The sequence below is a fragment of the Chryseobacterium sp. KBW03 genome, assembly GCF_003852415.1.
In the GTDB taxonomy this organism is placed as follows: Bacteria; Bacteroidota; Bacteroidia; order Flavobacteriales; family Weeksellaceae; genus Chryseobacterium; species Chryseobacterium viscerum.
In genome coordinates this window covers 706566-723464 of the sequence record NZ_QAJO01000003.1, presented here as the reverse complement: position 1 = coordinate 723464, position 16899 = coordinate 706566, and the positions used below count along the sequence as shown (strand labels likewise).

14 protein-coding genes are annotated in these 16899 nt (G+C 35.1%); 11 read left to right on the top strand and 3 right to left on the bottom strand.

Annotation, left to right across the window (positions count from 1 at the left end; all coding sequences use genetic code 11):
- Nucleotides 1-149: 149 nt before the first annotated feature.
- The 3 genes from DBR39_RS07200 (at nucleotide 150) to DBR39_RS07190 (ending at nucleotide 3246) form a co-directional block, all read left to right on the top strand.
- A complete protein-coding gene (locus DBR39_RS07200) occupies nucleotides 150-1076 on the top strand; it encodes a mevalonate kinase (RefSeq protein WP_124531782.1) in 927 nt (308 codons plus the stop codon).
- A 10-nt stretch (nucleotides 1077-1086) separates the two neighbouring features.
- Complete coding sequence (locus tag DBR39_RS07195; protein WP_124531780.1) at nucleotides 1087-2016, top strand: UbiA family prenyltransferase; 930 nt, start codon at nucleotides 1087-1089, stop codon at nucleotides 2014-2016.
- A 63-nt stretch (nucleotides 2017-2079) separates the two neighbouring features.
- Nucleotides 2080-3246 (top strand): proline dehydrogenase family protein, encoded by a 1167-nt coding sequence (locus DBR39_RS07190; protein ID WP_124531778.1) that lies wholly within the window; start codon nucleotides 2080-2082, stop codon nucleotides 3244-3246.
- Nucleotides 3247-3731: 485 nt separating this feature from the next.
- Here DBR39_RS07190 and DBR39_RS07185 read toward each other — a convergent pair whose 3' ends face one another.
- On the bottom strand, nucleotides 3732-4268 hold the full coding sequence (locus DBR39_RS07185; protein WP_124531776.1) for a helix-turn-helix domain-containing protein: 537 nt from the start codon (nucleotides 4266-4268) through the stop codon (nucleotides 3732-3734).
- A 968-nt stretch (nucleotides 4269-5236) separates the two neighbouring features.
- Here DBR39_RS07185 and DBR39_RS07180 point away from each other — a divergent pair.
- Entirely contained in the window at nucleotides 5237-6346 is a 1110-nt protein-coding gene (locus DBR39_RS07180; RefSeq protein WP_124531774.1) for a M14 family zinc carboxypeptidase, read from the top strand.
- A 268-nt stretch (nucleotides 6347-6614) separates the two neighbouring features.
- Here DBR39_RS07180 and DBR39_RS07175 read toward each other — a convergent pair whose 3' ends face one another.
- Nucleotides 6615-7112: a DUF4920 domain-containing protein gene (locus tag DBR39_RS07175; protein WP_124531773.1), complete on the bottom strand. Its 498-nt coding sequence runs from the start codon at nucleotides 7110-7112 to the stop codon at nucleotides 6615-6617.
- Nucleotides 7113-7254: 142 nt separating this feature from the next.
- On the opposite strand from DBR39_RS07175, the gene DBR39_RS07170 reads away from it, so the two are divergent.
- The 7 genes from DBR39_RS07170 to DBR39_RS07140 all read left to right on the top strand — a co-directional run bounded on the left by DBR39_RS07170 (nucleotide 7255) and on the right by DBR39_RS07140 (nucleotide 16282).
- Nucleotides 7255-8667, top strand: coding sequence for an APC family permease (locus DBR39_RS07170; RefSeq protein WP_124531771.1), 1413 nt, complete (start codon nucleotides 7255-7257; stop codon nucleotides 8665-8667).
- Nucleotides 8668-8837: 170 nt separating this feature from the next.
- Nucleotides 8838-9278 (top strand): GPW/gp25 family protein, encoded by a 441-nt coding sequence (locus tag DBR39_RS07165; protein WP_103235398.1) that lies wholly within the window; start codon nucleotides 8838-8840, stop codon nucleotides 9276-9278.
- A 24-nt stretch (nucleotides 9279-9302) separates the two neighbouring features.
- Nucleotides 9303-11186, top strand: a complete 1884-nt coding sequence (locus tag DBR39_RS07160) for a type VI secretion system baseplate subunit TssF (RefSeq protein ID WP_109738615.1) — start codon at nucleotides 9303-9305, stop codon at nucleotides 11184-11186.
- Between the two features lie 143 nt (nucleotides 11187-11329).
- Nucleotides 11330-12217, top strand: coding sequence for a class A beta-lactamase, subclass A2 (bla, locus tag DBR39_RS07155; protein WP_124531769.1), 888 nt, complete (start codon nucleotides 11330-11332; stop codon nucleotides 12215-12217).
- 293 nt (nucleotides 12218-12510) lie between these two features.
- Nucleotides 12511-15342: an excinuclease ABC subunit UvrA gene (gene uvrA / locus DBR39_RS07150; RefSeq protein WP_124531767.1), complete on the top strand. Its 2832-nt coding sequence runs from the start codon at nucleotides 12511-12513 to the stop codon at nucleotides 15340-15342.
- 287 nt (nucleotides 15343-15629) lie between these two features.
- On the top strand, nucleotides 15630-16034 hold the full coding sequence (locus tag DBR39_RS07145; RefSeq protein WP_124531765.1) for a hypothetical protein: 405 nt from the start codon (nucleotides 15630-15632) through the stop codon (nucleotides 16032-16034).
- 113 nt (nucleotides 16035-16147) lie between these two features.
- Complete coding sequence (locus DBR39_RS07140) at nucleotides 16148-16282, top strand: bacteriocin-like protein (RefSeq protein ID WP_124531763.1); 135 nt, start codon at nucleotides 16148-16150, stop codon at nucleotides 16280-16282.
- Nucleotides 16283-16316: 34 nt separating this feature from the next.
- On the opposite strand, the gene DBR39_RS07135 is transcribed toward DBR39_RS07140, so the two are convergent.
- Nucleotides 16317-16862, bottom strand: coding sequence for a DUF3828 domain-containing protein (locus DBR39_RS07135; protein ID WP_124531761.1), 546 nt, complete (start codon nucleotides 16860-16862; stop codon nucleotides 16317-16319).
- Nucleotides 16863-16899 lie beyond the last annotated feature (37 nt).

Here is a 16899-nt window from a genome sequence, read left to right as displayed (position 1 = left end):
TTATTGTAAAAGCCTGAGAATATCAGGCTTTTTTCTTATCTTTAATAGGTGAAAGAATGAAGTAAGCTCAAATAACTCATATTTCGGTCTGAGTTTTGCTTATATTCAGCCGAATAATTTTTAACTTTGCAAAAAGATTTATTGTCAACATGACCAACCCTCTATTTTATGCAAAAATAATTCTGTTTGGAGAATATGGAATGATTGAAGATTCCCAGGGGCTTGTAGTACCCTACAGCTTCTATAAGGGAACCTTAAAATTTTCCGATCTGAGTTCTGAATTTGAACTTACTTCCAACAGACATCTGCAGAAATATTCTGAATTTCTTACAGCACTTGATCTTTCCGATGATTTTAAGTTGGATATTGAGAGCTTCAAAAACGATATTTCAAAAGGACTTTTCTTTGATTCCAATATTCCTCAGGGATATGGAGTGGGAAGTTCTGGAGCTTTGGTAGCTGCAATTTTTGAAAAATATTCGATCAGTAAGCTGAATCCTGAGAATATTTCAAAAGATAATCTTAAAAAATTAAAAGCTGTTTTCGGCGAAATGGAAAGCTATTTCCATGGTAAAAGTTCAGGGATGGATCCACTGATCTGTTATATGAACCTGCCGATTCTTATCGAAAATAAAGAAAACTTAGACAGGGTAGACATTCCGGAAGGAGAAGAAGGGAGAGGAGCTATTTTCCTGATCGATTCTGGGATTACAGGAGAGACAGGACCAATGATTCAGATTTTCTTTGAAAAAATGAAAACAGAAGGTTTCCGTAAAACCCTGAAAGAAGAGTTCATCCGTTACAATAATGCATGTATAGACTCTTTCCTTAAAAAAGATATGAATCCTTTCTTCAGAAACCTTAAAAAACTTTCTCACTGGGCCTATGAACATTTCCGTCCTATGATTCCTGAAAGTATTTTTAAGATCTGGAAAAAAGGGCTGGACTCTAACGCTTATTATCTAAAACTCTGCGGAAGTGGCGGCGGCGGCTATATCTTAGGATTTACCAAAGACTATGCAAAAGCAGAAAAAATGCTTGAAGGCTTCCAAAAAGAAGTGATTTACAGATTTTAAATAAGTTGGAATGAATTCTGAAAAAGAAACTTTCCAATCTAAAAATTATCTCTCAAAATCTCTATTTTACAGATTTTCACAATTCGTGGGCTTTTTGCTCGGAGCACGTTTTTTTGTAGCTGCTTTGTTGACATTTGCCCTCTATGTTTCTACTTTTTTCCTGTTCAATCAGGATGAATCTTTCGGAAAATTCGTATTTGATTTCAAAGTACACGGTATTATTTTCTGTACTGTTCTTACCATTCTTGCGGGTGGCATTATCAATCAGTTTTATGATCTTGAGAAAGACCATATTGTAAAACCTTTCAGAACAAGGGTTCAGAGCTTTATCAAACAGAAATATTTCCTATACGCTTATCTGGTGCTCAGTGCTATTTCTTTAGGAGTAGCGTGGATGATTTCCCATAATGTCTTTGTTTTTTTTGTTGTCTATCAGTTCTTTATGTGGTTTTACAGTCATAAACTGAGCAGAATACTCATTGTAAACAACCTTACCTTTGTCAGTCTAACCCTATATCCGTTCTTTGGAATGATGGTATACTACGAAACCTTTTCCAAAAAGGTATTTCTGATGGCTGTTTTTCTTTTCCTTATCTTACTTTGCATTGATATTGTGAAAGATACCCTTACCAGAAGTGTAGACAAAACGTTCGGATACATCACCATTCCTAATTATTTTAAAAGCAGGAACACAAAAATTATCCTGACTTCTTTACTGATGGTTACCATGGCAGTTTCTATGAAAATCATCACCAAAACTGGTGTTACCGGATTTATGGCTTATTATTTTGCCGGAGGACTTTTTATCATGATACTGTGTATCTATCTTCTTATCAATGCTTCAAGAAGAAGTAACTTCCTCACATTGAATGTATTGCGATTTTGGGTATTTGTAGGAATTATTGCGATGCTTTTAAACGGAATAGAGCATAAATTATAAAAAAATTCTTTAAATAAACTGAGGTTATTATTACCTTTGCATAACTAAATTTAATAAATAGGAATGCCCATTTTTAACGATACTAAAGTTGCATTTGCAGACAAGTCTGATGCACAATTGAGAAAGGCTTACTGGATGTTTAAAATGATTGAACAGCCCGCTCTTACAAGCCTTGGAACATCTGTCCTGAATTTTACAGTACACAACAACTTTCCTTTCGTTACCGGAATTGTAAAAAACACTTTATTTGCACAGTTCTGTGGAGGTGAAACCCGTGAAGAAAGTATGAAAGTAGTGAAGCAGCTGTTCAAGAGAGGAGTTGGAAGTATTTTCGATTACTCTATTGAAGGGAAAGAAGATGAAGAAACTTTTGATGCAGTCTGCAAAGAGATTAAGGATATTATAAGATTCTCAGTGGGAAATCCGGCGATTCCTTTTATAGTATTTAAACCTACAGCTTTCGGAAGAATTGATCTTTATGAAGCAGTTGGAAAAGGGGCAGAGCTTACAACCAGTCAGAAAGAAGAATGGGAAAGAGTCGTAAAAAGATTTGATGAAGTATGCCGTCTTTGCCACGAAAATGATAAGAAAGTAATGGTAGATGCCGAAGAAACCTGGATGCAGGATGCAGCAGACCACCTTTGCGAAGAGATGATGGAAAAATATAACCAGGAAAAGCCTATCGTTTGGAATACGATTCAGATGTACAGAACCGGCAGACTGGAATATATGGAAGCGAATCTTCAGAGAGCAAGAGAGAAAAACTACTTTATCGGTTACAAGATTGTTCGTGGTGCTTATATGGAAAAAGAAAGAGCCAGAGCAGCAGAAAAAGGATATGCAGATCCTATTCAGCCGACTAAAGATGCTTCAGATAAAAACTACAATGCCGGAATCGACTTTGTGATGGATCATTTGGATAAAGTTTCAGCATTCTTTGGAACCCATAACGAAATCTCTTCAGAGCTGATTATGGATAAAATGAAAGCAAAATCTCTTGAAAGCGGTAACCCCCATGTTTATTTTGGGCAGCTTTATGGGATGAGTGATAATATTACCTTCTATCTATCAAATAAAGGCTATAATGTGGCTAAATATCTTCCCTACGGGCCTGTAAAGGATGTTGTTCCGTATCTGACGAGAAGGGCCCGGGAAAACACTTCTGTAGCCGGACAAACCGGAAGAGAGCTTGGATTGATCAAAAAAGAGCTTGAAAGAAGGAAAAAATAATAGTATTGTTCTCTATAAAACGATCAGGCCCGCAATTTTGCGGGTCTTTTTTATTGAAATTAACTCTATTAAAAATCCATAATAATTCCTGAGTTGCCAGATTTGAAGACTTTATCTGAAATTAGTAATAATAAAAACAATAATCCATTATATTAATTATCTCTTAAAATAATCTTATTTTTATTGTTGATTTGATTTTAAATTTTTATATTTGATAGAGCCATAAAAACTAATGTATGAAAATGTTTTCGTTTACCTTTATAATTCTGCCATACGACAGCATCACATCAGTACAATAAACAACAGTATTACCCTTATCAATAACCGAAATTGTAAAATACATAGAATGGGCGCAGATGATCATAATAAGATAAAACGCTATGCGCTGGATGCCCATCAATATTTTAAAAATAAAATAAAGCAATAGCTTTAGTTTTCTTCTTCAAATATTTTTTAACCTGATCATTTTCTTTGATCAGGTTTTTTTAGGGTTCAAAACTTTCGAATTTTCCGTTTTCGTAGAATAAAACAATACGCTTTATTTTACCCTGTTGATTACCAAATAGTTGTCCTAAAATCTGATCGCCAGAATTTTCTAATCGCTGAGAATCGGATATTCTTTCAGGAGCTTTATCTTGGGTCGGTATAAACGATTCTCCAGAGCCTGATTTTGGGGCTTCCGGTTCTGCCTCCTCACTTCCGAATTCATCATCATCGTTCATCATGGTAAACAAATCGGGGAGAGGAGTTGTTTTTATTTTTTCCTCATCAGTATGTTCTTCTTGAATTTCTGTTTCGGGCAGTTGAGATTTCAGCATCTCACCCTCGCCAGTAACCAACCAATCCCAAAGAAGTTCCGGGAAACGGGATTTTATTTTTATGATAAACTCAAGAGACGGTTTATTTCTTCCCGAAGTAATATGGGAAATAGATGAACGCTGTACATCAATTTCATCAGCAAACTCTGAAGGGGTAAGATTGGAGTACTCTATAATTTTGGAAATTCTTTCATTTAAACTCATAAAAATAAGCTTTTAATTATTTTACAAATGTAACTTATATAATTTACAAATGCAAAATACAAATGTAAATAATTGAAATTATTGTCTGTATACATTTGTAACTTATCAATAGTATGTTTTAAATCAATAGTTTACAACTAAATTACAATTGTATTAAATGATTATACTCATCCGTTATAAAATTCACCTGGATTCATTCAACCTATACTATTTGACATATTATTACACCTAAATACTAGTTTAATAATGTAAATCGATGCTTTTTCAAAGGTTATTTTGTCCTTTAAACCCCTTAAAATTGATTGTTTACATTATTAATCAATAAAACTCCATCTCCTAGACAATAGACCTTATAAATACCTTTTAAAGGCTTATAATAAGCATTTATAGGCTGTTGCAAATGTAAATTACTGATGTAAATACTTTATATAAGCCCCTATTATGCTTCATTTGAGAGAAATACTGTTTCGGCTAAACAACTTTTTTATTGCAAACTAAAAATGCTTAAAAAAACTTCATCTGAATAAAATTTCACGCTAAATTTTTGATTTTAAGATGTTTTACATTTGTATAAGATAATAAAATACTGAGTTTTCCACATTTTATATGTTTAATAAAATACCCCTCAAATGGCTTAAAACAGCTATTTTTTCACTTCAAGTAATGTTACAAATACGGTTTATATAAATATTGTAACTTACTGACTTTTAGCAATTTATATATGATGAATTATATTATTCGCAATCCACAATTTTATCAACAGACAAATTGTCTTTCTGTGTTGTTTAATAACATTACAAATGTCAATAGTATTTCTAAATTTAAAAATAAGAGAATTTAAGTATTGTAAACAGTTTTCAAAACAAGTGTCAAATGTGAATTGCTGGATTTTGCTGATATTTACAAATGTTAATTTAAGTTTTTGCCCAAAAATCGTTAAATTTGATTTTTGTAAACTATTCCTAAAAATGAATTTTGAACAGATCTATTCTCAAACCCCCGATTTCTCAAATCGCTATATTTTCCCTGAAAAATTATTTTCTTACCTACAGACCAATCTCGGCGATTATATTAAAGAGGTCGGAACATCTTATTTAGATAAACCCATTTATCAGTTAAGCATCGGAACCGGAAACATTCAGATATTAGCCTGGTCACAAATGCACGGAAATGAATCCAACGCGACTCATGCCATGCTTGATCTTCTAATAAGCCTTGATAAAGCTCCTGAAATGAAAGAGGATCTTTTCAGTAAAATAAGACTGGATTTTATATTCATGCTCAACCCGGACGGATCTGAAAGATGGACAAGACTGAATGCAGCCGATATTGACCTTAACAGGGATTTTCATAATGAAGCAAGTAAAGAGATTAAGTTTCTTAAAAATGCAGCAGCTTCAAAGAAGTATGATTATGCATTAAACCTCCATGAGCAGAGAACCATTTTCACAACAGATGGCATTCATCCCGCTACACTTTCTTTTCTGGCTCCTTCTGAAAATGTAGAACGTACCGTTACTGAAAACAGAAAAAAATGTATGGCAGTGATCGGAAGTGTGTACAATCATTTAAAGGAAATGATCCCTGATCAGATCGGAAGATATTCTGATGAATTTTACCCGACTTCTACAGGAGATAACTTTATCAAAGCAGGAATGCCGACCATTTTATTTGAAGGAGGCCACTTTGTAGATGACTATACCAGAAAAGAAACCCGAAAATATTATACAATAGCTCTTTATTATGCGTTGAAAGCTATCAGTGAGCTTAACTCTGATACTACAGGTTGGGAAACGTATCTTGAAATTCCTGAAAACCAGGAAACCCATTATGATCTTATTTACAGAAATGTAAAACTGAATACAGATCATGAATGTATTTTGGATATAGCAGTTCAATACAGAGAGATCAAAGAAGAAGGGAAAGATGAGATTTCTTTTATTCCTTTTGTAATGGAAGCCGGAGACGTTAAAAAAAGAAAAGGCTGGCTGGAAATAGACTGTACCGGAAAGAAATTTATTTCTGCTACTAAATATCCGAAACTGGATTCCGTAGTAGATTTTAAAATTGAAGACTAAAAGATTCTAAACAGTATCACAACTCATCAGAAGTCTTTGAAAAAGAAAATACGTCAATAAAATGCCACCATAAAACAAAATTCGGCAGTCCTGAAGGACTGCCGAATTTTTATTTTTATATCTGATTTCCGAATCTGGGAAGGTTCATAAAATTCATCTTCAACAGGAATGGGCTTTAGCCCATTTGATTTAAATAAATATTCATTCGGCTTTAGCCAAAACCTAACCTTAGAAATATAGGATTCAGAGTTTATACAATGATTAAAGCTTAGTTTACTACTTTAATTCCGTTCGCTACAAACCTGATTTCTTCTTTCGGCTGGGTAATCGCATCGATTTCAGCTTGAGGTTTTTTAGCATCTTCAGCATAATGTTTCTGCTCATTTACAGAAGTTACCTTTCTCTCAGCAGTTCCATCCAATACAACGGTTTTACCTTTTAAAGCTGTAGGCACAAAGAATGCATAGTCTTTCATTTTTACAAAAAACTTAGAGTTGTCTTCTGTCTGAATAGTCAGCCAACATCCTTTTTTATCACAGACATCAGTTACTTTTCCTTTAACGGCTACACCTTCAACCTTTTTGTTATCTTTTTTAAGCTGTTTATTCAATTTATCTACTGTGATCGCTTTAGATTCAACGGATGAAGTTACCTGATCTCCATAAGTGTCACCTAACAAAGCTTTTCCTTCTGGTGGACCAGACTGGGCAAATGCAAATGTAGAAGCAGTTAAAGTAGCAGCAAGTAATATAACTTTAAATTTCATGTTTAATATTTTTTCCAAAAATACTAATTAAAATTGAATCATAACAGAATAAAGAATGATAAAAAACAGATGTTTTGAGGAATTTTCAATAAAATTCAAAATCAAAGACAGATTTGATTATATTTGACCCCTATACTTGACTATGCAGAAAAAACTGAAATTATGGGACGCCATCATGCTGGTGATGGGGTCTATGATCGGAAGCGGAATTTTTATTGTAAGCGCTGATATGATGCGGAATCTGGGGTCCGGATTCTGGCTGATTGTAGTGTGGGTGATCACAGGAGTGATGACAGTAGCCGCGGCAATAAGCTATGGAGAACTCTCCGCCCTGTTTCCGAAAGCCGGAGGACAATATACTTATCTGAAAGAAATCTTCGGAAAAAAGATGGGATTCCTTTATGGCTGGGGCCTTTTTACAGTAATACAAACCGGAACTATTGCTGCAGTGGCAATGGCTTTTGGTAAATTTACAGCCTATCTTATCCCTTCACTTAACGATGCTGCTCCTATCTTTCAAAGTGGTGAATTTAAAATCACCTGGATCCAGATTCTGGCCATTGGAGTTATTGTTTTACTTACTTATATTAATACCAGAGGAGTAGAAAGTGGAAAAATCCTTCAGAATGTATTTACCGGTTCCAAAATTATTGCATTATTAGGCTTGATTGCTGCCGGTTTTATTTTGGTTGATATTTCTCATTTATCAGAAAACTTTAGCTGGGGATCAGACTCCTTTAGTAATCTTAAAAAAGATTTGAGTGGTAATTTCCTTAAAGAAGGCTGGGAACCCATTGGAGGCATGACTCTGCTGGGTGGAATTGCAGCGGCAATGGTAGGTTCTGTTTTCAGTTCTGTTGCCTGGGAAAGTGTAACATTTGTTTCCGGTGAAATTGAAAATCCTAAAAAAAATGTAGTAAAATCGATGATTTACGGTACTTCTGCTGTAATGATTCTGTATATCGCAGTGAATTACATATACTTAAATGCACTGGATAGAGATGGAATTGCATTTGCAACCAATGACAGGGTAGCAGTAGCGGCTTCACAGAATATTTTTGGAAGTGCAGGAACCATTATCATCGCTTTATTGGTAATGATTTCCACTTTTGGATGTAATAACGGATTGATTCTGGCGGGAGCGAGAGTTTTTCAGACCATGGCCAAAGACGGAATGTTCTTTAAGTCAGCGGTAAAAAACAATAAAAATGAAGTTCCTGAAAACGCTTTATGGATGCAGGGAGTTTGGGCTTCAATTCTGTGTCTGAGCGGGCAGTACGGAAACTTACTGGATATGATATCCTTTGTAATTGTTCTGTTCTATATGATTACAGTTTTTGGCGTTATTTATTTGAGAATGAAACAGCCCGATCTGGAAAGACCCTATAAGACATGGCTGTATCCGGTGACTCCTATTATTTATCTGATTATAGGATCTTGTTTCTGTATCTTATTGCTAATTTATAAACAACAATATACATGGCCAGGCTTTGTATTGGTATTATTGGGGCTTCCTGTATACTATTTCATCAACAGGAAAAAGGCAGATCATTAAACTAAAATACAGGATATAAAACATACAAAATATTCAGGGCTTTCAATTCAGTTTGAAGGCCCTGATTTTTGAACAATATTTTAAAGTATTGTAATAATTATTGGGTGAAAATGTGTACTTTGGTAGTTCGTTTTTAAATAAACAGGACCATGAAGTAAAAACAATAAGCTATGGATACACCAAATTACAGAATGCCTTTCGTACCGTCTACTTTAATGACCGAAGGCGGAAGTATCGATACCTGCGATATGGGGGAAAGTATTGCCCACAATATTATGCTGCTGATCACTACCAAAAAAGGGGAGAACAGATACGATGAAAACTATGGAAACGATGTTTGGAACCTTGAATTCGATAATGGAGTAACAAGTGCCATCTGGGAAAATGTTTTCGTCAAAAGCCTCAGAAGACAGATTCAGGAATATGAACCACGAATCGTAAACCCACAGATCGACGCACATATACAATTTGTAGAGCACAGCTACGATACTAAAGAACACACCGAAATTAAAAAGAAAGTAAGAATTGCTATCAATGCAAAAATGGAAGAAACAGGAGAACGTTTCAGTTTTTCAACAGAACTGTTTCTAAGCCCAATGTCTATTGATTAATATTTTTAACAGCGAAAGAAAATTATGAATTTAGATCAGAATATTTATTCCAAAGAATCTGTAAAAGCAAGAATGCTGCAGAATGCCACTAAAGTATGGGGACTCAGAAGTCCGCAGTCTTTAGATCCTTTTGTAAAACTATTGATAGATGCATTCAGTACAGAAGTTTTTAAAGCGAATAATGAAATACAAACGGTGAATGCCCGTATATTGGAAAAACTGGCAAAACTTCTTACACCGTCCATTTATACACATCCTATCCCTGCTCATTCTGTGGCTTTTACACAGCCTTATGATTCTTCTGAAGTTTTATTGGAGCACACAGAATTCTTTTTCCGTAAACAGATGACTTCCACGGTAAAATCAGAATCAGATAAACAGTTGAATATTCCTTTTACTCCGGTAGGAAATGTAAGAATCAATAAAGTTCACACATCCATTATGTTTGTAGGAAATACCTGCTACAGTATTGATGACCGGTTTAATAAAATTCCGATTGCAAGATTTCAGGGAAGACCCGAAGATTACAGGAAAATAACAATAGGAGTAGATGTCAGCAAATATATCAGTGAAAACTTTCCAAAATACCTGAGTATATTCTGCTCCAATCCGGCTTTTGAACACCTTGATTTTGTGTATAAATTATTGCCATATATCACGGTGACCAGCAATGGAAATCCTTTATTTGTAAGAGAAGGATTAAGCTATCTTTCAGAAAGTCATAATGATGGCTATGAACAGATGTTCAAAGAGCAGTCTATCAGAAATAAGGTGATTGAAGACATTAAAAGTATTTACCGTCATAAATTTATTGAAGTAACAGGGATTTCTCAAAGTCTGTTCTCAGAACCTGGACAGCTTCCTCAGAATCTTGACTTTTTATCAGAAAAAGAAGAAATTACAAAGTTCCTCGATAATAAAAAATATTTGTGGCTTACTTTTGAATTTCCACCACAGTTTTCAGCGGAAATCCTTGATAACTTTTCCTTTGTACTGAATGCTTTTCCGATTTATAACAGAGGCTGGAAAAAAACAGAATACAGCCTTGACATCATGGGAAATAATATTCCTTTGGTAACAGATGAAGGCGAACATTTCCTGTATGTAGATGAGGTGCAGGATGGTGACGGAAGAAAATACACTGAAATACCTTTCACCCCGGCCGATGACCTTAAAAAAGGCTTGTATACTGTAAGAAAAGGAGGAATGGAGCGTTTTACAAGCAGAAATGCCGTTGATATGATTGCCAACGTTCTGGAACTGACGAGAGATGAGATTGCAGCATTTTCCCTTTTAAACAGAGATAATGTAAAAGGAGTTCTCAGTGAAATGTCCGATAAGATGAAATCCATGGTACAGAAAGTAAACAATGCCAAAAGGAATATCAGACAGGAACTGAACTATGTGATCATGGAGCCGGTAGAAAAAACCGATCATACGTACGCCTCTTTCTGGGTAACACACTGTACTTTGGCCAATCATATGCGTCCCGGAACCGAGCTTTCCAACCAGTTGAAATCACAAACGGTTATATTGCTTACCGAAACATTGGGTGGAGCTGAAGAACAGAAAGGAACAGACAGCATTCAGGCATATAAATATGCTTTAACGACCAGGGATAAAATCATTTCCCTGGAAGATGTTAAAAACTATTGCCGCATGATTCTGAAAGATGAGGTAAGAGAAGTAAGGGTAAGAAGAGGAACAATGATCAGCAATAAACCTAAAGAAGGTTTTGTAAGAACCGTTGAGGTAGAAATCATTCCTCAGAACTATTCTTTCTATGGAAGAGCCTATTGGGAGAACATGGCAAATATCATTAGAAATCAAATTATTTCTAAAGCCATTGACGGAATTGAATATATTGTAAGAATAAACAACGAAGACATTGATTTTCAGGATATGTAAATTTCTTGTAAATAAATGAGTAACACTTTAAAATATAAAAATGCCGTACCATTACGGCATTTTTACTATGTCATGATGAGGATCAAAATCACAATTACAAAATTTTCATCCCTGAAAAAACAGCCATACAAAGAATCAATTGAATGAAAAAAATATCACTCTTAATACTGCTTCTCCTTTTCGGTCTTCCATTAAAAAGTCAGACGATTAAGGATTTGAGAAATAAAATCAATGAAATAATTTCTACGAAAAAGGCAACTGTCGGCATATCTTTAAAAGGAATAGAAGATAAAGATACCCTCAGTATCAATGGAAATAAAGAAACGCCGATGATGAGTGTTTTTAAATTCCATATTGCACTTGCCGTCTTACATCAGGTAGATAAAGGAAAGCTGAAGTTAGATCAGAAATTCTTTATTAAAAAAGAAGCTTTACTCCCTGAAACCTGGAGCCCGATGAGAGATGAATATCCGCAAGGAAATATCTACCTCACTTTGGATCAATTGTTAAGATTTACCGTTTCCCACAGTGATAACAATGGTTGTGACATCCTGTTGAATATCATTGGCGGAACAGAGGTTGTTCAGAAATTTATCAATCAGCAGGGGATCAAAGATTTTACCATAAAACTGAATGAGCAGGAAATGTCGTCCTTTGATAAATACTACATTAACACAACAACTCCTCTGGCAACCACAGAACTTTTAGAAAAATTCTATAAAGGAAAAATTCTGAAGAAAGAAACTACAAAATATTTGTACCAGGTAATGGTAGAAACCTCAAGGGGACTTACTTGGATGAAGGCAGGTTTGCCAACAGGAACAGAATTGGCCCATCGCACTGGAATTTCCGGGAGAAATGAAAATAACCTACGCGCTGCTATGAATGATGTAGGAATCATAAAACTTCCCAATGGGAAACATGTTATCCTATCTGTTTATTTGAAAAATATCAATGAAGAAATGGCTGATACCGAAAAAATCATTGCAGACATCAGCCGTGCAGTCTGGGAATACAATACACTGAAATGATATTTTTGTTAAACGTGAATAAAGATGTATTTATGAATAAGAACGGGCTTTATCCCGTTTGATAAAAAGAATATATTCATACGGCTTTAGCCAAAACTCACTGATCAACAGTATAAATATTATTCCTATAAAATTTCAAGCGATCTAGGCTTAAATACTTTTAAAACCTTTATCCATACCCAACAAGCCCAAAGTATTTTTTATGAAACTTTTATAGCTTTTATATTCAAAAAAATTCTATAAAATTTCGTATTTTTGCACGTTGTGATTTTCAGGCAAAATTACTCCAAATTATGAGCAAATCAACAGAATATATAGAAGTTTACGGAGCACGTGAACATAACCTGAAAAATATTAATGTAAAAATTCCACGTAATGAATTAGTCGTTATCACCGGTCTTTCGGGAAGTGGAAAATCTTCATTGGCTTTTGATACCATCTTTGCAGAAGGCCAGCGTCGTTATATCGAGACCTTCTCTGCCTATGCACGTCAGTTTTTAGGAGGATTGGAGCGTCCTGATGTTGATAAAATTGAAGGACTTTCACCGGTTATTGCCATAGAGCAGAAGACGACCAACAAAAATCCTCGTTCTACGGTGGGAACGGTTACAGAGCTGTATGACTTTCTGCGTCTTTTGTATGCGAGAGTTTCGGATGCGTACTCTTTGTCTACAGGACAAAAGTTGGTAAGCTATACCGAAGATCAGATTCTTGAAACCATCAAAGGAAATTATAAAAAAGAAAAAATCATGCTTTTGGCGCCCGTAGTGCGTTCCAGAAAAGGACATTATCATGAACTCTTTGTACAGATGGCCAAAAAAGGCTATGGACAGGCAAGAATTGATGGTGCGCTGCAGGATATTGAATATGATTTAAAACTTGACCGTTACAAGACCCACGATATCGATATTGTGATCGACCGTTGGATTATCGGGGAAAATGCTTCAGAAAGCAGAATGGAAAAATCATTGCGTACGGCGATGGAAATGGGAGAGGGAATTATCGGAATTCAGAAACTGGGAAGTACAGAGATCGAATACTTTTCCAAAAACCTGATGGATGCAGAAACAGGACATTCTTTGGCCCTGCCGGAACCCAATACTTTCTCATTCAACTCTCCGAAAGGAAGCTGCCCGAACTGTAAAGGATTGGGAATGATCAAAAAGATCAATACCGATTACTTTATTGATAATCCAAAACTATCCATCAATCAGGGTGGATTGCTACCATTGGAAGATATCAAGTCTAATAAATGGATTCTTTCACAGATCAAAAATATTCTTGAAATCTTTGGATTAGGATTAACAACTTCATTGAAAGATATTCCTGAAGAAGCATTGGATTATATCTACAACGGATGCCACAAAGAATTCAATAAAGATCTTAAATATGCAGGCATTACCAAGAAAATAAAAATTGGTTTTGACGGACTGATTGCTTTCATGGAAGAAATTATCGATGAAAGAGAATCTTATGAAGCTATTTTGCTGGAAAGACACTTCACTACAGAAGAAATCTGTCCGGAATGTCATGGAACCCGCCTTCAGCCTTCAAGTTTAAGCTTTAAAATAGATGGGAAAAATATTGCTGAGGTCAATGCTTTAAGTTTATCTGACTTAAAAGAATGGTTAGCTGACGTTAAAGATAAATTCTCAGAAAAAAATAAAATCATTGCTCACGAGATCCTAAAAGAAATTGAAACCAGACTTCAGTTTTTACTGGATGTAGGTTTGGATTATCTGAGCTTGAGCAGAAGTTCAAAAACCCTTTCAGGAGGGGAATCCCAGAGAATACGACTGGCTACACAGATCGGTTCTCAGCTGGTGAATGTATTGTATATCCTTGATGAACCGAGTATCGGACTTCATCAGAGAGATAACGAAAGACTGATTCATTCCCTGAAAAACCTTAGAGACATCGGAAACTCCGTATTGGTGGTAGAACATGATAAAGACATGATTATGGAAGCCGATGAGGTACTGGATATTGGTCCAAAAGCTGGTAAATTCGGTGGTGAGATTCTTTGGCAGGGAAAACCAAAAGACTTATTGAAAGCAGATACCATTACCGCTCAGTATATTAATGGAAAAAGAAAAATAGAAATTCCTGCAGAAAGAAGAGCAGGAAACGGTAAAAGTATTGTTTTAAAAGGCGCTACAGGAAATAACCTTAAAAATGTAACTCTGGATGTTCCTCTTGGAAAACTGGTAGTCGTAACCGGAATTTCAGGGAGTGGAAAATCTTCTCTGATTAACGGAACGTTATACCCGATCCTTAACAAACACTTCTACAGAGCTGTTCAGGAGCCTTTACCATACAAAAAAATAGAAGGGTTAGATAATATTGATAAAATTGTAGACGTAGACCAAACTCCGATTGGGAGAACACCACGTTCGAACCCAGCTACCTATACCGGAATGTTTACCGATATCAGAAACCTTTTTGCCGAACTGCCGGAAAGTAAGATCCGTGGTTATAAGCCGGGAAGATTCTCATTCAACGTAAAAGGCGGAAGATGCGAAACCTGCCAGGGTGGAGGATTGAAAGTCATTGAAATGAATTTCCTTCCGGATGTATATGTACACTGCGAAACCTGCAACGGAAAACGTTTCAACAGAGAAACGCTGGAAGTTCGTTACAAAGGAAAATCAATCTCTGACGTATTGGATATGACGATTGATGAAGCGGTAGATTTCTTCCAGCCCATTCCTAAGATTTTTGCCAAAGTAAAAACATTACAGGATGTAGGACTGGGATATATTACCCTGGGACAGCAGTCAACCACACTTTCAGGAGGAGAAGCCCAGCGTATCAAGTTAGCAACTGAACTTTCAAAAAGACAAACAGGAAATACCCTTTATATTCTTGATGAACCCACTACAGGACTACATTTTGAAGATGTAAAAATTCTGATGGATGCCATCAACCAATTGGTAGAACTTGGAAATTCATTCATTATCATCGAACATAATATGGATGTAATCAAATTAGCCGATCACGTTATAGATGTTGGTCCGGAAGGAGGAAAATATGGAGGAGAGATTATTGCTAAAGGAACTCCTGAAGAAATTGTTAAGTCTAAGAAGAGCTTGACTGGGAAGTTTTTGAAGAGGGAATTGGAATAAACATTGTAAAAATTATCCAGCATTTTGATCTGCTGAAATACTTATAGAATAATAAGAACTGATAAAAAAGGCTAAACCTATATAGTTTAGCCTTTTTTTATGCCTGAAATTTGCTCCCAATATTAAATTTTTAATTATTTTAAAAATTTATAACACTGTAAATCAATCAATTATATTTCAATGTTAACCCAATGTTAACTCAATGTGAAATTAATATGAATTATTTTTAATAACTTTGGGTAAGAGATACAAAATAAGGTTAGTATAATATTTAAAACCAGTTAGTTATGAAAAATAGAATTCAAATATTGTTCGCTTCACTTTTCGTTTGTGGAATTGCTGCCGTTTTGAACACTGCCAACGCCCAAACAACAGATCATAATACCATTGAGCCTATTCAACTGAGTAAAAGTGAGACTTTCAGTGATATAAGAAATAAATTGGAAGCTAATTTTGATCTTACGAATCCTGATTATAAGCAGGGAACCGTAAACTCAGTAGTGAAATTTGATATTGCCAAGAACGGCAAAATTGTAAATGTTCATTCTACAGGGGATTGCAAAACAGTAAGTAAAGAAATTGAAATGGTGTTGAGCGACCTGGACTATAGAGTAGATCAAAAAAAACTGACTGATAATATGGTTGCTTACACGTATGTAATGCCTGTGACAGTGGAGATCCATAGCAGATAATAGGTTTTCATATTATTCAATTAAATGTGAATAATGAAAACTTATACGGTTATATTGTAAGAAAGAATAATCAGATCTGTTTTAATTTTGCCCTACCATAAAATTAAAACGATATGAAAAATCTTAAGAAACTGGCGAAGTCAGATTTGAAGTCCGTGTACGGAGGAGAACCCAAAAAATACTGTACGTTTTGCGAATGGGCAAATAAAGTAATTTGCAGTGATGTTCCAATCGTTCAGTGTCCGTAAAAAAATCAAGCCGCTTATAAAAGCGGCTTTTCTATTATTTTGTACTTTGAACAAATTCTGTTAATCTTGCTTTAAGACCCTTAGAATTTCCTATTGTATCAAAAATAACATTATCTATTTTCCATCCCTTCTCTGTATTGATCAGGTGTACCGTATCGATCCATGTTACTTTTGGTGACGACATATTATACTCAAATTCTACCTGCGCATCGGCTGTTTTATCCTGTATATTGACAGATTTAATTTTATAAGCTGTAAATCCTTCATACAAGCTGGAGAACATAGCGCCTTCAAAAATTAATGGCTTCTCATCAGGATGATTACTGTTTTTCACCTTTTCAATATCTGCTTTTGATGCATGAATAGCATTTTCTAATGTTTCCTTTAAATCCTTTGAAAATAAATCCTCCGGAATAGGTTGATTGTAAACGGCTTCATTAGACTTGCCATACTTTGAGTAAAGTTCATTCACTTTCATCCGCACAGCATTGTCAGAAGATGTATCTGTTGCTGGCTTTTTCTTTTCACAGGCCACAAAAAACAGAAGGATACCCAGATAGAAAAATAATTGTTTTTTCATTTTAAAATTATGATTTTATGAAGATGGTCAAATCTCA